Origin of the sequence: Nonomuraea maheshkhaliensis (assembly GCF_039529435.1) — a bacterium.
In the GTDB taxonomy this organism is placed as follows: domain Bacteria; phylum Actinomycetota; class Actinomycetes; order Streptosporangiales; family Streptosporangiaceae; genus Nonomuraea; species Nonomuraea maheshkhaliensis.
Genome location: NZ_BAAAMU010000001.1, coordinates 128,092 through 143,500 on the forward strand (window position 1 = coordinate 128,092; position 15,409 = coordinate 143,500).

Here is a 15,409-nt window from a genome sequence, read left to right on the forward strand (position 1 = left end):
CGAATCTCACAGCGCTGTGCGAGTGATTCACGATGACGCGCATCCCGCGCCGATTCCGACGAAGGAGAAACAAACAAATGATCCGTCGCATTCTCGCTGGTGCAGCGATCGCGGGCTGCATGTTCGGGATGTCGGCCACGAGCGCCTCGGCCGACGTCGGTCCCAACGCGTTCAACAAGGGCAAGCAGATCCTCAGCCAGCTGAGCATCCTCGACGACGCCACGGTGGCCAACGACGTCCTCAACGACTCCGTGAAGTACATCGACCTCGGCACCTTCCTGCACCTGCAGGACATCGACCTCAACGCTCTCAGCAACCTGGAGAACGTGGGCGACAACAACTGATCGCCCGAGGGCGGGGCGGCTCGTCGCCCAGGTCCGCGTTCCCCGGTGTGACGGCGCTCCGGCAGCCACGAACCCCTCGTGGCGGCACCTTGCCGGAGTGCCTCACCGCCGGTCGCGTACGCGGATCCGGGCGGCCTGTCACCGTCCTCGGTAGATCGCGCATCCGAACAGGACGGTGTCCGTCAAGCCCGCAGCCGGCGCGGGTACGGCCCGCCTGTTCGGAAAGCGCTGCCTGCCAACATTCACCCTAAAAACGGTCATAACACGGCGAAGAATACCTATTAAATAATTCCTCGTGTAGCCTGTATTTCAGGAAATTCGGCAATATGACCCCCAGAGTGCGTGTTGGGGGGTGCGAGGGGTGTGTAGCGTCCAGCAGCGACTGCTCTATCAGGACGAGCAGCTGAGCATCACCGTGGCGATGGCGTCCGAGGCTCCGGTCGTCACACTGACCGGCCAGATCGACGCCACCAACAGTCCGGCGCTGGCCGGCGTCCTGGCGAGTTGCCGCCAGAACACCGGCACGAATGCCGCCGTCCGACCTGACCCCTGCCCTTACGTCGACGTCGACACCGGGGCGCTGACCTTCATCGACGTCTCAGGACTGCGGGTGCTGGTCATGCCTACGCTGCCCGCAGGGCAGCGCTGGATCCGATTGCACAACGTCACGCCGACTCAGCGGCGGCTCCTGCGCATGATGGGGTGGTACTACCAGCCCACGGTCCACCACGCGCCCCTGTGAGCTCGATCAGCGCGGCCGAGGTGCCGAGCCCCGTGGGCCCGCCGATCCGCCACTGCGTCGCGCGGTGGTGGCGAAGCAGCGACGGCTCGTCGTAGCGCGAGCAGTGGCGGTGCCAGTGGGCGACGCCCGCCAGCCAGTCGCGCAGCTCGGCCACGAAGGCGTCGAGGTCCTGCCGCGCGTCCGCGTCGAGGCCGAAGTCGGCGCAGACGATCGGCAGCTCATGCGCCACGATGTGCTCGAACTGCCGCACCCGCGAGGCCATCAGATCGTTGACGATCTCCAGCGCGGCCGGGTAGTCGCAGTCGAAGAAGTTCTGCACCACCAGGACGCCGTTGTGCACCTCGCCGTCGAACTCGATCTCCTTCTGGTACGAGAAGACGTCGTTGACCAGCATCCCGGCGTCCATGATCGCGTTCTGCAGCGCCACCATCGGACCGGTCGCGTAGAGCTCACTCGGGATCGCCTTCGAGCGCCGCAACCGGCACAGGCTCATCGTCAGCTTCGAGCCGAAGGTGTGCCTGCGCATCTCCAGATAGTCCACCGGGTCGGGGATGTGGTGGGCGATCTCGCCCGCCAGCTCCCAGAGCCAGGCCGCGCACATGTCCTCGACCGACGCGCGCAACTCCCGGCGGTCCTTGACCGGCATCGGCCCCGCCGTCCTGGCCCAGATGTCGGCCAGCCCCCGCTCCAGCGCGCCGACCGGCGGCGGCGGGGCGGAGCAGTCGAGCGGCATGAACTCCTTGAGCCGGTCCACGCACACCTTGGCCGCCGACAGGTTACGGGTCCCGCCGAACACGGCGGGGAAGTAGTCGTCGCCGTACGTGCCCCAGGCCAGCCAGAACGAGGCCAGGTCGAGCTCCTCCGGCGAGGCGTCCGGATGCAGGCCCGCCGCGCACAGCGGCAGGTCGTAGTCGATCACCTTCGCCTCGTCCCACACCGCCGTGCCGACCACCCTGTTCTGCGGCTCCAGCATGCCCGTCTCCCGGCACCAGTCCACGGTGTGGCGCCGTGACCGGTCGAGGTGCGGCGACAGCTTCAGGTCGAAGGGCACGTACAGGTCGGGGATGCGCGAAGGACCCACCCGCGGGTACGGCACGTGCGCGAAGTTCCGCAGCCGCTTGGCGCCCAGCACGTCGATCGCCGACGACATGCCGAGCGGCCGGCTCGCCCTGGCCCGCGCGTTCATGTAGCGGCTGGAGCGCAGGTGCCACTCGTGCCCGCCCGACTGCCAGTCCTGCAGCCCCTTCACGTACGCCAGCACCTCGGCCGCGCCGATCGGGTCGATGGCGTGCTCCGCGAACAGCGGCCCCAGCTCGAACGCCGCCGTGTGCTCGAACTGCTGCATCCGCGAGGTCAGCAGGTCGTTGACCGCCTCGGCGGCCTCCTGCGTGCCGCAGCCGAGGAACGTCTCCAGCACCAGCACGCCGTTGCTCAGCTCGCCCTCGTCACGGACCTCACGCTCATAGGAGAACAGGTCGTTGCGCAGGTGCACGGCGTCGGAGAAGGAGTCGCGCAGCACCCGCATCGGCCGCGAGGCCGCGATCCTGGCCGGCACCTCGGCCGCCACCGCGTGCTCGACCAGCCCGGCCGACCAGGGGGCGCCGCCGACCTTGCGCCGCATCTCGATGTACTCGACCGGGTTGGCCACCCGGCCCCTGTTGATGTTGGCCAGCTCCCACAGGGACTCGTCGAGCAGGTTGCGGGTGCTCTCCGCGAACCGCGCCCGCCAGTCGGCGGACATGCCCGGCACGGTACGCGGCCACAGGTCGGCGAGCCCTGCCTCCACCGGGCCGGCCGGCTCGGGCACCGTCAGGTCCAGGCCCATCGGCATGAAGGCGGCCAGCCGGTCGAGATACCGCTTGCCGCCCTTCAGGTCACCGGTGCGCTTGAAGACCTCCAGGAAGTGATCGTCGAAGAAGAAGACCCACACGTACCAGTCGGTGATCAGACTCAGCTCGGCGCCGTCGCAGTCGGGATGGGTGTAGGCGCACATCAGCGGATAGTCGTGGGCGTCGAGGTCGGCCTCCTCCCAGACGCCCGAGCCCTCAAGCATGCCCATGTCGCGCGCCCACCGCGTGGAGTGGGCGCGAGCCTCGTTGAGGTGCGGGTTGAGCCGGGCCGGATACGGCTGGTAGAAGTCCGGCAGTTCGAACGGCTGGGACATCATCGCTCCTTCACGTGAACGGTCAGCGCGCCACCTCGACGTTCTCCAGCACGCCGAGCGCGTCCGGCACCAGGACGGCGACCGAGTAGTAGGCGCTGACCTGGTAGGACTCGATGGCTCTGGCGTCGATGCCGCTGAAGCGCACGCTCAGCCCCGGCTCGCGCTCGCCGGGGACGCCGCGGCGGTGGAGGCCGACGACGCCCTGGTCTTCCTCGCCGGTGCGCAGGACGAGGATCGAGGTCGTGCCCTGCCCGCTGATCGGGATCTTGTCGCAGGGCAGGATGGGCACGCCGCGCCACGCGGTCATGCGCGCGCCGTCGATCTCGACGCTGTCGGGACAGAGGCCCCTGGCGCTGCACTCGCGGTGGAAGGCGGCGACGGCGCGCGGATGAGCCAGGTAGAAGCGGGACTTCTTCCTGCGGCACAGCAGCTCGTCGAGGTCGTCGGGTGTGGGCGGGCCGGTGCGGGTGTGCACGCGCTGGCCGGGGTGGGCCTGGTGGAGCAGCCCGAAGTCGCGGTTGACGATCATCTCGCGCTCCTGCGACTCGCGTACCGCCTGGATGGTCAGGCGCAGCTGCTCCTCCTTCTGGTCCATCGGCTGGTTGTACAGGTCGGTGACCCGGTTGTGGACGCGCAGCACGGTCTGCGACACGCTCAGCTCGTACTCGCGCGGCCCCGGGTCGTAGTCGGCGAACGTGCCGGGCAGCGTCACCTCGCTGCGGTGCCCGGCGGCGGTGGCGATCTCGGCCTCGCCCCATTTGTTCTGCGGCGCGGCCCTGCTCGCGCGGTGGGCGGCGAGCCGGTCGCGCAGCGCCGGTGACCGCTCGGCCAGCGCGTGGAGCTCCTCCCAGCGCAGGAACAGCACCGTGCAGGCGGTGTCGGCCGCCAGCGTGCAGTCCCACGGCTCGCCCTGGGCGGGCTCGTCGGCGCCGGCGTGGTCGCCGCCGGCCAGGACGCCGGCGAAGGTCCGGGCGTCGTACGCGCCCGCCCGGAACCTCCGCACCCGCCCGCGCGCGACGACGACCAGCTCGTCCGCCGGCCGCCCGGCCCGCACGATCGTGTCGCCGGGCTCGTACTCGCGCTGCTCGAACCGCTCGGCGACCAGGTCGAGCACGTGGTCGCCGGCCAGCCCGTGCAGCGGCGGCAGCTCGGCCAGGGTCGGTGGGACGACGTGGATCCTGGCCCCGGTGTTGGCGAAGCTCACCTGGCCGCCGCCGACCGGATAGGTGAGCCGCCGGTTCACCCGGTAGACCCCGCCCGCGACGTCCACCCACGGGAGCACCCGCAGCAGCCAGCGCGGGGAGATCTCCCGCATCTGGGGTGGCGTCTTGGTCGTCGTGGCCAGGTTGCGCGCCGCCGAGGCGCCGAGGCTCGACCTCTGGCCGGGCTCCGCTGTCATCACACCAACTCCTGACGAGAAATGTGGCGGTTAGCCGTTCCTGCCGAGCTCGACGTCCTCCAGCACGCCGAGCGCGTCCGGTACCAGCACGGCGGCCGAGTAGTAGGCGCTGACGAGGTAGGAGATGACGGCCTTCTCGTTGATGTTCATGAAGCGGACCGACAGGCTCGGCTGGTACTCGTCGGGGATGCCGGTCTGGTGCAGGCCCACGACACCCTGGTTCTCCTGCCCGGTACGCATGAGCAGGAAGGACGTCGTACGGGTGCCAGAGACCGGGATCTTGTTGCACGGGAAGATCGGCACGCCCCGCCAGGCCGGCACGCGGTGCCCGCTGACCTCACTCGACTGCGGGTAGACGCCGCGCTTGCTGCACTCGCGGCCGAACGCGGCGATGGCCTGCGGGTGGGCCAGGAAGAACGACGGCTCCTTCCACACGGTCGACAGCAGGTCGTCGAGGTCGTCGGGGGTGGGCGGGCCGGAGCGGGTGCGGATGCGCTGGCCGAAGTCGGCGTTGTGGAGCAGGCCGAACTCCCTGTTGTTGATCAGTTCGTGCTCCTGGCGCTCGCGCAGGGCCTCGATCGTCAGGCGCAGCTGCTGGTCGAGCTGGCTCATCGGCTGGTTGTACAGGTCGGAGACGCGGCTGTGCACGCGCAGGACCGTCTGGGCCACGCTCAGCTCGTATTCGCGCGGGGTCTGCTCGTAGTCCACGAACGTGCCGGGCAGGACGGCCTCGCCGACGTGGCCGGCCGACATGTTGATCGCGGCCTCGCCGTAGTCGTTCTGCTCGCGGTCGCCGCTGGTGCGCCAGCGCTCGACGTGCTCGCGCAGCGCCGGGGCCTGCTCGGCGACCTGCTCGAAGTCCTGGCGGGAGAGCGTGAGCACGGTGGTGGCCGTCTTCGCGCGGGCGGAGAACTCGTGCCGGCCGCCCCCGGCCAGGGTCAGCTCGCCGAAGTGGTCGCCGTCGGCCAGCACGCCGAGGTTCTGCTCGTCGCCGTACGAGCCGTGCCCGACCTTGGCCACGCGGCCGTGCGCGATCAGCACGAGCCGGTCCACCTCGCCGCCCTCGGAGACGATCTCCTCGCCCGCCTCCACCTCGCGCTGGCTGAACCGGTCGGCCAGCGCGCCGAGCACGTCCATGTCGTCGAAGCCGCGCAGCATGGGCAGCTCGGTCAGCTCCGCCGGGATCACCCGCACCTCCGCGCCCGTGGTGGTGAAGGTGATCCGGCCGTCGCCCAGCGTGTACGTCAGCCGCCGGTTGACCCGGAACACGCCGCCCGAGCACTGCACCCACGGCAGCAGCCGCAGCAGCCACCGGCTGGTGATCTCCTGCATCTGCGGCGGCGTCTTGGTGGTCGTCGCGAGCTGTTTGGCCGCGTCGGTACTGAGGCTGAGCTGCCCGTTGCCGTTCTCAGCTGCCGTGGTGTGCGTGGTTTCTGTCATCGTGGTGCACCGCCAATCTGTGGATGGGACCTAGCGAGGGTTGCGGGAGGATCGGAGTTCGAGCGGCAGCGAGAACGTGAGGGTCTCCTCCGTCAGCGTCACCTGCTCCACGTCGGCGTATCCGCGGGCCGAGAGCCAGGCCAGTAATTCGCCGACCAGGCTCTCCGGCACGGACGCGCCGGAGCTCACCCCGACGGTCGCGACGCCGTCGAGCCAGCGTTCGTCGGCGTCGCAGGCCCGGTCGACCAGGTGGGCGGCGTCCGCACCCGCGTTGAGCGCGACCTCGACCAGGCGCCGGCTGTTGGAGGAGTTCGGCGAGCCGACCACGATGACGAGCTCGCACTCCGGCGCGATCCTGGTGATCGCCTGCTGGCGGTTCTGGCTGGCGTAACAGATGTCGTCGCTCGGCGGATCGACCAGGCCGGGGAAGCGCTCGCGCAGCGCCGTGACGGCCCGCATGGTCTCGTCCACGGCCAGCGTGGTCTGCGACAGCCAGCTCATCCGGCCGGAGCCGGCCGTCGCCAGGTCGCCGGGCCTGGCCGGGTCCACGACGTGGATGCGGTCAGGGGCCTCGCCGAGCGTGCCCTCGACCTCCTCGTGCTCGGCGTGGCCGATGAGGACGATCTCGAAGCCCTCGTCCGCCATCCGCGCGGCCTCCTTGTGCACCTTCGTGACCAGGGGGCAGGTGGCGTCGATCGAGCGCAGGCCGCGCCGCCCGGCCTCGTCCTTCACCGCGGGCGCGACGCCGTGGGCGGAGAAGACGACCAGCGCGCCGTCGGGGACCTCGTCGAGCTCCTCGACGAAGACCGCGCCGCGCCCGGTCAGGTCCTCGACCACGAAGGTGTTGTGGACGATCTGTTTACGCACGTAGACGGGCGGTCCGAAGCGTCTCAGCGCCTCTTCCACCGTCATGATCGCGCGTTCCACGCCCGCGCAGTAGCCGCGCGGGGCAGCGAGAAGTACCCGTCCCATCCGGGGGTCCCCTTACTTGGTGCGGTGGGCGAGCTGGTCGGCCATGAGGGCCAGCACGCCGGCGGCCTCCGGCTTGATCTGCGCCCGGCTCAGAGCGGTCATGGCCTGGCCGACCCGTTCCTCGATCATCTGCTCGACCCTGGCCAGCGCTCCCGTGTCGATCAGGATCTGCCGCACCTGCGCGGCGTGCTCCTCGTCCAGCGCCGGATTGCCGTGCCAGGTGCGGAGCTGGACGAGCTGGGCGGGGGAGGCGTGCTGCACGGCGTGCGCGAACATCACCGTCTGCTTGCCCTCCCGCAGGTCGTCCAGCGCCGACTTGCCCGTCTGCGCCGACGAGCCGAACGTGCCGAGCACGTCGTCGCGCAGCTGGAACGCCTCGCCCAGGGGCACGCCGAAGCGGGAGTACTCGTCCAGCAGCTCCAGCGGGGCGCCGGCCAGCGCGCCCCCGATCTGCAGCGGCCGCTCGACGGTGTATTTCGCGCTCTTGTAGCGGATCACCGTCAGCGCCTCCTCCTCGGTCGCGCCCGAGCGGAGCTGCGCGAGCACGTCGAGGTACTGGCCGCTGATGACCTCGGTGCGCATGGTGTCGAACACGTGGTGCGCAGAACGCAGCCGCGCGCCCTCCACGCCGCACGAGGACAGCAGCGCGTCGGACCAGGCCAGGCTGAGGGTGCCGAGCAGGATGCCACCCGCCCGGCCGAACGCCTCCGCGCCCGGTCCGTCGTGCAGCCCGGCCAGGCTCATGTGGACGGTCGAGCGGCCCCGGCGCAGCTCGCTGCCGTCCATGATGTCGTCGTGGATCAACAGGCCCGCATGACACAGCTCAAGGGCGGCGGCGGCGCTGATGATCTCCTCACAGTCGTCGCCGCCGGCGCCGCGCCAGCCCCAGTAACACAGCTGCGGCCGGACGCGCTTGCCGCCGCCGAGGATGAACGAGGACAGCAGGCCGTAGGCGGCCTCCACGCCCGGGTCGGAGACCTGGGCGCGCCAGGTTTCCAGGAAACCGCTCAGCCGCTGATCAATGCGTGAACCAAGGGAATGCTGGGTGAAGCCCACCGGCATACGCACGGCTCCTTCTCTCTCCAGTCGGTCACTACCCCTAGTTACTCATCGAATACGGAGAGTGTAAAGCTTCTGTCACCGCTTGACCATGGGCAGCCAGGAAGAACGCCAGGTCGCCGGCGTCATCTCGCGGGCATGACAAAACGGCCCCCACGGGTGTCAGCACTCGTGCGGGGCCGGAAGAAGGTCAGAGCGGGCTGGTTACGGGGTGAGGGGAGGGTGCTGCCGGTCTGTGAGCGGCTGATCGCCGAGCTCGAACGTCATGCCGCGCGGGCCGGCCATGCTGATCACCGGGCGTCCGAGCAGCTCGCTCGCCCGGTGCACCGCCTCCTGGAAGTGGCGCTGCAGCTCCGGGTCGTCCACGGCGGACAGGCGGAGCGAGCCCTTCTCCACGAGCTCCTTGGCGAGCCATTCGGACATGTTCCCCCGGAAGCGGGCGGCCTCGTCCGGGGTGAGGGGAGTCGGTGCCATGAGGGCAGTCTAGGCACTCGCCTCAAGGTCGGAGCCGTTTGGAGAGCTGCGTGGGGGTATGCGGCTTTTGTCGCCTCTGGATGAGGAGAACGAGGATGAAGGCAGTCACCTGGCACGGCAAACGTGACGTGCGGGTCGAGGACGTCCCCGACCCGTCGATCAAGGAGCCCACCGACGCTGTCATCAGAGTGACCAGCACCGGGATCTGCGGCTCCGACCTGCACCTGTACGAGGTCCTCGGGCCCTTCATGGCCGAGGGCGACATCCTCGGGCACGAGCCCATGGGCGTCGTCGAGGAGGTCGGGCCGGCCGTCTCCGGCATCAGGCCGGGCGACCGCGTGGTAATTCCGTTCAACATCGCCTGCGGCCACTGCCACATGTGCGGGCTGGAGCTGTACGCCCAGTGCGAGACCACCCAGGTGCGCGAGCACGGCATGGGCGCCGCCCTGTTCGGCTACACCAGGCTCTACGGCCAGGTGCCCGGCGGGCAGGCCGAGTACCTGCGGGTGCCCGAGGCCCAGTTCGGCCCGATCAAGGTCCCCGACGGGCCGCCGGACGAGCGCTTCCTGTACCTGTCCGACGTGCTGCCGACCGCCTGGCAGGCCGTCGCGTACGCGGAGCTCCCCGAGGGCGGCAGCGTCACCGTCTTCGGGCTCGGGCCGATCGGCCAGATGTGCGCCCGCATCGCCCGCCACCTCGGCCACCGCGTGATCGGCGTGGACGGCGTCACCGCCCGCCTGGAGATGGCCCGCCGCCACGGCATCGAGGTGATCGACGCCAGTGAGGTCACCGACGTCCCCGGCGAGATCCGCGCACGCACCGGCGGGCGCGGCACGGACTCCGTCATCGACGCGGTCGGCATGGAGGCCCACGGCTCGACCGCGGCCAAGCTCGCCCAGACGCTCACCGGGCTGCTGCCGGGCGCGGTGGCCGCGCCGCTCATGACGAACGCGGGCGTGGACCGGCTGGCGGCGCTCAACCAGGCCATCGACGCCGTCAGGCGCGGCGGGGTCATCTCGGTCATCGGCGTCTACGGCGGAATGACCGACCCGATGCCCATGCTGCGCATGTTCGACAAGGGCATCACGCTGCGCATGGGCCAGGCGCACGTCAGGAGATGGATCGGCGCGCTCATGCCCCTGGTGACCGACGACTCCGACCCGCTGGGTGTGATGGACCTGACCACGCACCGGCTGCCGCTGGAGCGGGCGCCGCAGGCGTACGAGATGTTCCAGAAGAAGTCCGACGGCGCGGTGAAGATCCTGCTGCGGCCGTAACGTCGCAGGTCACAGGCGCCGGATCGACGTTTCGCGGCCCAGGGGGCGGGCAGCGGAGCACCCATGAGAGTCGTCGTGGTGGGTGCTACCGGGAACGTCGGCACCAGCGTCGTACGCGCGCTGGCCGCGGACGAGGACGTGAGCTCGATCGTCGGGGTCGCCCGCCGGCTGCCCGGCTGGCGGATCGACCGCACCGACTGGCGGCGGGCCGACGTGGCCGTCGACGACCTCACCCGGATCTTCGACGGCGCGGACGCCGTGGTGCACCTGGCCTGGCTGTTCCAGCCGACCCGGCATCCCGAGGTCACCTGGCGGGCCAACGTGCTGGGCAGCATGCGGGTCTTCCGCGCGGCGGCGGAGGCGGGGGTGCCCGCGTTGGTGCACGCCTCGTCCGTGGGGGCGTACTCGCCGGGACCCAAGGATCGGCCGGTCGACGAGAGCTGGCCCACGCACGGCTGGCCGGGGGCGGCGTACGGGCGGGAGAAGGCGTACGTGGAACGGGTGCTCGACGTGTTCGAGCACGATCATCCCCACGTCCGGGTCGTACGCATGCGGCCTGGTTTCGTCTTCCAGCGCGTCGCCGCGACCGAGCAGCGCAGGCTGTTCGGCGGGCCGTTCGTGCCCAGGCGGCTCGTCAGGGCCGGGCGGATCCCGTTCGTGCCGGACATCCCAGGACTGCGGCTGCAGGTGCTGCACGCCGCCGACGCGGCCGAGGCGTACCGGCTGGCCGTCACCAAGGAGGTGCGGGGCGCGTTCAACATCGCCGCCGAGCCCGTGCTGGACCCGCACGACCTGGCCGAGCTGCTCGGCTCCCGCACGGTCGCGGTGCCGCGCGGCCTGGCCAGGGCGGCGGTGGCCGCCGGCTGGCACCTGAGGCTCGTGCCCGCCGCGCCAGGGCTGCTCGAACTGTTCCTGCGCATCCCGGTCATGCGGACCGACCGCGCGCGGGAGGTGCTGGGCTGGACACCGCGCTACTCCTCGGTCGAGGCCATGCGGGAGCTGTTCGAAGGCGTGTACGACGGCGCGGGGATGGAGACCGCGCCGCTGGCGCCCGACGGGGGGCCGATGGCCCGCGTACGCGAGCTCGCCACCGGCGTCGGCGGACGCCCGTAACGACATGACTGTGTGTAAGATCCGGCCGCAGGGGAAGATGTCAGATCACGCGGGGTCCTGAAGCGTGGCCTGTGTGTCGGAACGGCACGGAGGAGCGCATGCCTACCCTGATCGCCCAGGACTTCACTCTCCAGGACCTGACGAAGCTGCGTCACGCCGTGTCCGAGCAGGCCAGAAGCTGCGGGCTGCACGGCCCGAGGCTCGACGACTTCGTGCTGGCGGTGCACGAGAGCGTGGTCAACGCCATCGAGCACGCGGGCGGGCGCGGGCGGTTCAAGCTGTGGACGGTCGACGGGGTCATCCGCTCCGAGACCAGTGACCGGGGCGCGGGCATCCCCGAGGCGTACCTGAACGGTGCCAAGCGGCCCTCCGACGAGTCCCACACCGGGCGGGGGATCTACCTGATCAGGCGGCTGTGCGACACCGCCGACTTCCGCACCGGGCCCGGCGGCACCACGGTCCTGCTGACCATGCGGTTACCACGGGAGAGCGGTCCGACGGCGTCGAGGAGCATGCGGCGCATCCGGGTCACGGCCCCGGGCGGGCGCCCGTTCGGCCGCTTCACCGCGTGAGCCTCCGTGTGAGGGTCGCGGCGCTTCACCGCGTGATCGCCGCGTACAAGTCCTGGCGCCTCTCCGCGTGATCGCCCTGCCCGGGTCCCGGGCCGTCTGACCTGGCCGGGCGCCGGGTAGGCTCAAGGCGACGGAAAGGGATCACTACGTGAGCGGCGAAGAGCTTTCCCCCGGGATCATCTCTCCCGTCCGGCGCTTCGGACGGCGCGAGTTCGATTTCGAGCGCCAGGTCGCCATCATGGCCATCGTCAACAGGACGCCCAACTCCTTCCACGACCAGGGCAGCACGTTCGAGCTCGACCGCGCGGTCGAGGCGGCGACGCGGGCCGTGGACGAGGGGGCCGACTGGGTCGACATCGGTGGCTTCGCCTTCTCCGCGGCCCAGGCCCACATCGACGTGGCGGAGGAGATCGACCGGGTGGCCCCGGTCATCGCCAGGGTCAGGGCCGCCACCGACGCGGTGATCTCGGTCGACACCCACCGCCCCGAGGTTGCCAGGGCCGCCCTAGAGGCGGGCGCCGACGTCATCAACGACACCAACGGCCTGCGCGAGCCCGGACTGGCCGAGGTCGCCGCCGAGACCGGCGCCGGCGTCATCGTCACCCACAGCCTCGGCGGCCCCGGCCGCCGGGTCTTCCGGCCGAGCTACGCCGACGTCGTGTCCGAGGTGGCCGACTTCCTGCGCGAACGGGTCTCGGCCGCGCTCAAGGCCGGCATCCTGCCGGAGAAGATCATCATCGATCCCGGCCACGACCTCAACAAGAACACCTTCCACTCCCTGGAGCTGACGCGCCGGCTGGAGGAGATCACCTCGATCGGCTACCCCACGCTGGTGGCGCTGTCCAACAAGGACTTCATCGGCGAGACGCTCGACCGCCCCCAGGGCGAGCGGAAGGAGGGGACGATCGCCGCCAACGTGGTCTCCATCCTCAAGGGCGCCCGCATCCTGCGCGTGCACGACGTCGCGGCGACCGTCGCGTCCGTACGCATGACCGAGGCCGTGCTGGGCTGGCGCGGCCCCGTCGCCCCCAGTCACAACCTGGCGTGAGGAGAGCACATCCGTGAGCGAGCGCAAGCCCGTCGGCATGCCCTTCGAGAGCTGGATCGACCGGCAGATCCGCGAGGCCGAGGAGCGCGGCGAGTTCGACGACCTGCCCGGCAAGGGCAAGCCGCTGCCGAACCTCGACCGGCACCTCGACGACATGTGGTGGATCAAGCAGAAGGTCCAGAGCGAGGGGCTGTCCATGCCCCTGCCGCCCACGCTGGCGCTGCGCAAGGACGCCGAACGGGCCCTGGCCGAGGCACACGGGGCCCGCTCGGAGACCGAGGCCAGGCGGATCGTGACGGAGATCAACGAACGGATCCGCGAGGCGATCAGGACAGGGCTGTCCGGGCCACCGCTCAACCTGATGCCCTTCGACGCGGAGGAGATCGTCGCGGAGTGGCGCCGGGCCAACCGAAAGAGGTGACCGGCCGGCGACCCGGGTCAGGCGGGGGGGGGCCGCCGCGCCGCGGTCGGGGTCATCTCAGTTCACGGGCGGGTAGGCGTTCTGCAGCAGCTGCCTGAACTGGGCGGAGAACCACTGCCCTGACAGCGGCGCGTCGGCCAGCGCGCCCGACATGTTGTTGCCGTTGAGGTCGTTGCCGGGGTAGGTCGGGTCGCACATCCGGTCGAACCTCTTGCCCTCGTCGTTCGGGATGTCCTCGCTGGCGCCGTCGGACTCGCCGGGCGGCTTGATCCAGACGTAGGCGTCGAGGCCGGCGGCCGGAGCCGCGGTCGGCCGCGCGCCCAGGCCCGCGCCGCTCTGGTTGCACCAGTTGCCGGCGTGGATGCGGCGGTCTACCCGCGACTGGTCGACGAACTGGTCCACGTTGGTCGAGGTGCTCGGGCCGCTCGGGCGGGCGCTGCCGCCCCAGCCGTTGCGCGAGGTGTCGATCAGCATGCCGAGCCCGGAGCGGAAGCCCTTGGCGATCAGGGCGGTGCGCAGGGCGACGGCGAAGGACTGCTCGTCCACGTAGTAGTTCCAGTCGACCCACTTGGACTGGCGCACCGAGGTGCCGTTCACCGTGCTGTTGACGGTGAAGTGCGGCTCGGTCGACGCGGAGTAGTTGGCGGTGTTGACGATGAAGCCGTCCACGCTGTCCACGCCGGCGGTGGTGCCGGCCACCGTCTCGTAGAAGAGGTTGACGGAGGGCTGGAAGTTCGAGTCCCAGCCGAGCCACGCGTGGTGGGCGGCGTCGATGTAGGTGTAGACGTTGGTGATGGCGTGCAGCTGGTTGAGCGCGTACCGGACGCCGTCACGGTAGCCGCCGGCGCCGTTGGCCTCGCGGCAGTCGGCGAACCTGTCCAGGTTGGTGACGAGGTTCGGCAGCGAGTCGGGCTCGATGATGGTGACGATGCGCAGGTTCGCGTAGGCGGACTCGCGGAGGATGGCCGCGATCGGGTCGATGTACTCCGTCTTGTAGCGATTGAAGCCGTTCTCGGAGATGCGCAGCTCGCCGTTGGAGGCCAGCGCCGAGCAGTCGCGGTTGGGCAGGTTGTAGATGACGACCTGGATGGTCAGCGGCGCGGAGCCGTTGGCGGCGTCCTGCCTGACGGCCTCGTCCAGGTGGGCACGCAGGCCCATGGCGCCGGACGCGCCGGCGATGGCCGCGGTGCGGTCCATCCAGACGGCCGTGGAGACGTTGGCGACTGCCGAGCCGCCGGGCTCGGCCGCGGCCCTGGCGCTCCAGTTCGGGTTCACGTAGCCGGTGGCCCCCGCGTACGGGTTCTCCACGTGGGTCGGGGCAGGCCCGCCGTCGTCGTCGGCCTCGGTGGCGGTGACCGTACGCGAGGTCAGGCCGGTGGAGGCGACGGTGAAGGTCCGGCTGCCCGCGGCGGTGTCGGAGTCCTGCACGGCGGCCAGGGTGACCGTCTGCGGGGTGTTCCAGTTCGCCGTGGTGAAGGCGAGACTGCCGCCGGAGGCGACGGTGAGGTCGGCGTCGCCGCTGCCCGCCGTGGTCGTGACGGTCACGCCGGAGGCGGGCTGGGCGGCCAGCCGCACGGTGAACGTGCCGGTCGAGCCCTCGGGCACGGTCACCGCGGTCGGAGTGACGACGAGCGACTGCTCCACGGTGGCGTCGTCGTCGACCTCGGTGGCGCTCACCGTGGCGCCGGTGACGCCGGTGCCGCTGACACTGAAGGAGGCGCTGCCCGCCGTGGTGTCGGAGTCCTGGGCCGCGGCCAGGGTGACCGTCTGCGCGGTGCTCCAGTTCGACGGCGTGAAGGTGAGCGAGGCGCCCGAGCTGACCGTCAGGTCCGTGTCACCGCTGGTCCGCGCGGTGGTGACGGTCACGTTCGCGCTCGGCGCCGAGGAGAGCCTGGCGGTGAACGTCGCCGTGCCGCCCTCGTTGACCGCGACCGCGCTCGCGGAGGTGACCACCGACGGGGTGGTGGGGGTCGTGCCGCCGCAGGTGGTGCCGTTGACGCTGAACGAGGTCGGGTTGGGATTGGTGCCGGACCAGGTGCCGTTGAAGCCCACCGAGACCGAGGCACCCGTGGCCAGGCTCCCGTTGTACGGCATGTTGGTCCCGGTCACCCGGGAGCCCGACTGACTCCAGTTGGCCCCCCAGCCGGTGGGGGTGTAGCGCTGCGTGGTCGTCGGGTAGTCGAAGGCCAGCGACCACGACGAGATGGGGTCGCCGGTGTTCTTCAACGTGATGTTCGCGGTGAAACCGCCCTGACCAGGGCTGCTCGTCCACGAGTTGGCTGTGTAGGTCACGTCGCAGGCGACGGCGGCGTTCGCGGCCGTGCTCTGACCGGCGACGAGCCCTAAGGCCGCGACACTCGCGGCGGTCATGGTCACGGCCCATT

General features: G+C 70.6%; 14 protein-coding genes. 7 read left to right on the forward strand and 7 right to left on the reverse strand.

Annotated elements, in window-relative coordinates:
* The first annotated feature begins 77 nt into the window (after window positions 1–77).
* Together ABFX54_RS00650 and ABFX54_RS00655 are read left to right on the forward strand one after the other, a co-directional pair.
* Window positions 78–344, forward strand: coding sequence for a hypothetical protein (locus ABFX54_RS00650; protein WP_346100866.1), 267 nt, complete (start codon window positions 78–80; stop codon window positions 342–344).
* 361 nt (window positions 345–705) lie between these two features.
* A complete protein-coding gene (locus ABFX54_RS00655; RefSeq protein ID WP_346100867.1) occupies window positions 706–1,086 on the forward strand; it encodes an STAS domain-containing protein in 381 nt (126 codons plus the stop codon).
* Here ABFX54_RS00655 and ABFX54_RS00660 read toward each other — a convergent pair.
* From ABFX54_RS00660 to ABFX54_RS00685, 6 genes are all read right to left on the reverse strand, one after another.
* Window positions 1,010–3,253, reverse strand: coding sequence for a terpene synthase family protein (locus ABFX54_RS00660; RefSeq protein ID WP_346100868.1), 2,244 nt, complete (start codon window positions 3,251–3,253; stop codon window positions 1,010–1,012). The genes ABFX54_RS00655 and ABFX54_RS00660 overlap by 77 nt on opposite strands.
* A 19-nt stretch (window positions 3,254–3,272) precedes the next feature.
* A complete protein-coding gene (locus ABFX54_RS00665) occupies window positions 3,273–4,649 on the reverse strand; it encodes a family 2B encapsulin nanocompartment shell protein (RefSeq protein ID WP_346100869.1) in 1,377 nt (458 codons plus the stop codon).
* Between the two features lie 30 nt (window positions 4,650–4,679).
* Window positions 4,680–6,089 carry a family 2B encapsulin nanocompartment shell protein gene (locus tag ABFX54_RS00670; RefSeq protein WP_346100870.1) on the reverse strand — a complete coding sequence of 470 codons (1,410 nt, stop codon included), beginning with the start codon at window positions 6,087–6,089 and terminating at the stop codon, window positions 4,680–4,682.
* A gap of 30 nt (window positions 6,090–6,119) precedes the next feature.
* Window positions 6,120–7,061: a 4-hydroxy-3-methylbut-2-enyl diphosphate reductase gene (locus ABFX54_RS00675; RefSeq protein WP_346100871.1), complete on the reverse strand. Its 942-nt coding sequence runs from the start codon at window positions 7,059–7,061 to the stop codon at window positions 6,120–6,122.
* Between the two features lie 12 nt (window positions 7,062–7,073).
* Entirely contained in the window at window positions 7,074–8,123 is a 1,050-nt protein-coding gene (locus ABFX54_RS00680) for a polyprenyl synthetase family protein (RefSeq protein ID WP_346101063.1), read from the reverse strand.
* Between the two features lie 201 nt (window positions 8,124–8,324).
* Window positions 8,325–8,594 carry a hypothetical protein gene (locus ABFX54_RS00685; RefSeq protein ID WP_346100872.1) on the reverse strand — a complete coding sequence of 90 codons (270 nt, stop codon included), beginning with the start codon at window positions 8,592–8,594 and terminating at the stop codon, window positions 8,325–8,327.
* 95 nt (window positions 8,595–8,689) lie between these two features.
* Between ABFX54_RS00685 and ABFX54_RS00690 the strand changes: the two genes are divergently transcribed.
* The 5 genes from ABFX54_RS00690 to ABFX54_RS00710 all read left to right on the forward strand — a co-directional run bounded on the left by ABFX54_RS00690 (window position 8,690) and on the right by ABFX54_RS00710 (window position 13,025).
* Window positions 8,690–9,871 (forward strand): zinc-dependent alcohol dehydrogenase, encoded by a 1,182-nt coding sequence (locus tag ABFX54_RS00690; RefSeq protein ID WP_346100873.1) that lies wholly within the window; start codon window positions 8,690–8,692, stop codon window positions 9,869–9,871.
* Between the two features lie 63 nt (window positions 9,872–9,934).
* Window positions 9,935–10,984 carry an NAD-dependent epimerase/dehydratase family protein gene (locus ABFX54_RS00695; RefSeq protein WP_346100874.1) on the forward strand — a complete coding sequence of 350 codons (1,050 nt, stop codon included), beginning with the start codon at window positions 9,935–9,937 and terminating at the stop codon, window positions 10,982–10,984.
* 98 nt (window positions 10,985–11,082) lie between these two features.
* On the forward strand, window positions 11,083–11,556 hold the full coding sequence (locus tag ABFX54_RS00700; protein ID WP_346100875.1) for an ATP-binding protein: 474 nt from the start codon (window positions 11,083–11,085) through the stop codon (window positions 11,554–11,556).
* A gap of 148 nt (window positions 11,557–11,704) precedes the next feature.
* Window positions 11,705–12,604, forward strand: a complete 900-nt coding sequence (folP, locus tag ABFX54_RS00705; RefSeq protein ID WP_346100876.1) for a dihydropteroate synthase — start codon at window positions 11,705–11,707, stop codon at window positions 12,602–12,604.
* A gap of 13 nt (window positions 12,605–12,617) precedes the next feature.
* Complete coding sequence (locus ABFX54_RS00710; protein WP_346100877.1) at window positions 12,618–13,025, forward strand: DnaJ family domain-containing protein; 408 nt, start codon at window positions 12,618–12,620, stop codon at window positions 13,023–13,025.
* Window positions 13,026–13,082: 57 nt separating this feature from the next.
* Here ABFX54_RS00710 and ABFX54_RS00715 read toward each other — a convergent pair whose 3' ends face one another.
* The gene (locus ABFX54_RS00715) at window positions 13,083–15,395 is read right to left on the reverse strand and encodes a glycoside hydrolase family 6 protein (protein ID WP_346100878.1); all 2,313 of its coding nucleotides are present in this window, start codon (window positions 15,393–15,395) and stop codon (window positions 13,083–13,085) included.
* Window positions 15,396–15,409: the final 14 nt, after the last annotated feature.

Excerpts from the sequence above, each read along its gene's own strand:
- ABFX54_RS00650 (WP_346100866.1), top strand. The coding sequence starts at position 78 with ATGATCCGTCGCATTCTCGCTGGTGCAGCGATCGCGGGCTGCATGTTC.
- ABFX54_RS00660 (WP_346100868.1), bottom strand. The coding sequence starts at position 3,253 with ATGATGTCCCAGCCGTTCGAACTGCCGGACTTCTACCAGCCGTATCCG.
- ABFX54_RS00665 (WP_346100869.1), bottom strand. The coding sequence starts at position 4,649 with ATGACAGCGGAGCCCGGCCAGAGGTCGAGCCTCGGCGCCTCGGCGGCG.
- ABFX54_RS00670 (WP_346100870.1), bottom strand. The coding sequence starts at position 6,089 with ATGACAGAAACCACGCACACCACGGCAGCTGAGAACGGCAACGGGCAG.
- ABFX54_RS00675 (WP_346100871.1), bottom strand. The coding sequence starts at position 7,061 with ATGGGACGGGTACTTCTCGCTGCCCCGCGCGGCTACTGCGCGGGCGTG.
- ABFX54_RS00680 (WP_346101063.1), bottom strand. The coding sequence starts at position 8,123 with ATGCCGGTGGGCTTCACCCAGCATTCCCTTGGTTCACGCATTGATCAG.
- ABFX54_RS00685 (WP_346100872.1), bottom strand. The coding sequence starts at position 8,594 with ATGGCACCGACTCCCCTCACCCCGGACGAGGCCGCCCGCTTCCGGGGG.
- ABFX54_RS00690 (WP_346100873.1), top strand. The coding sequence starts at position 8,690 with ATGAAGGCAGTCACCTGGCACGGCAAACGTGACGTGCGGGTCGAGGAC.
- ABFX54_RS00695 (WP_346100874.1), top strand. The coding sequence starts at position 9,935 with ATGAGAGTCGTCGTGGTGGGTGCTACCGGGAACGTCGGCACCAGCGTC.
- ABFX54_RS00700 (WP_346100875.1), top strand. The coding sequence starts at position 11,083 with ATGCCTACCCTGATCGCCCAGGACTTCACTCTCCAGGACCTGACGAAG.
- ABFX54_RS00715 (WP_346100878.1), bottom strand. The coding sequence starts at position 15,395 with ATGACCGCCGCGAGTGTCGCGGCCTTAGGGCTCGTCGCCGGTCAGAGC.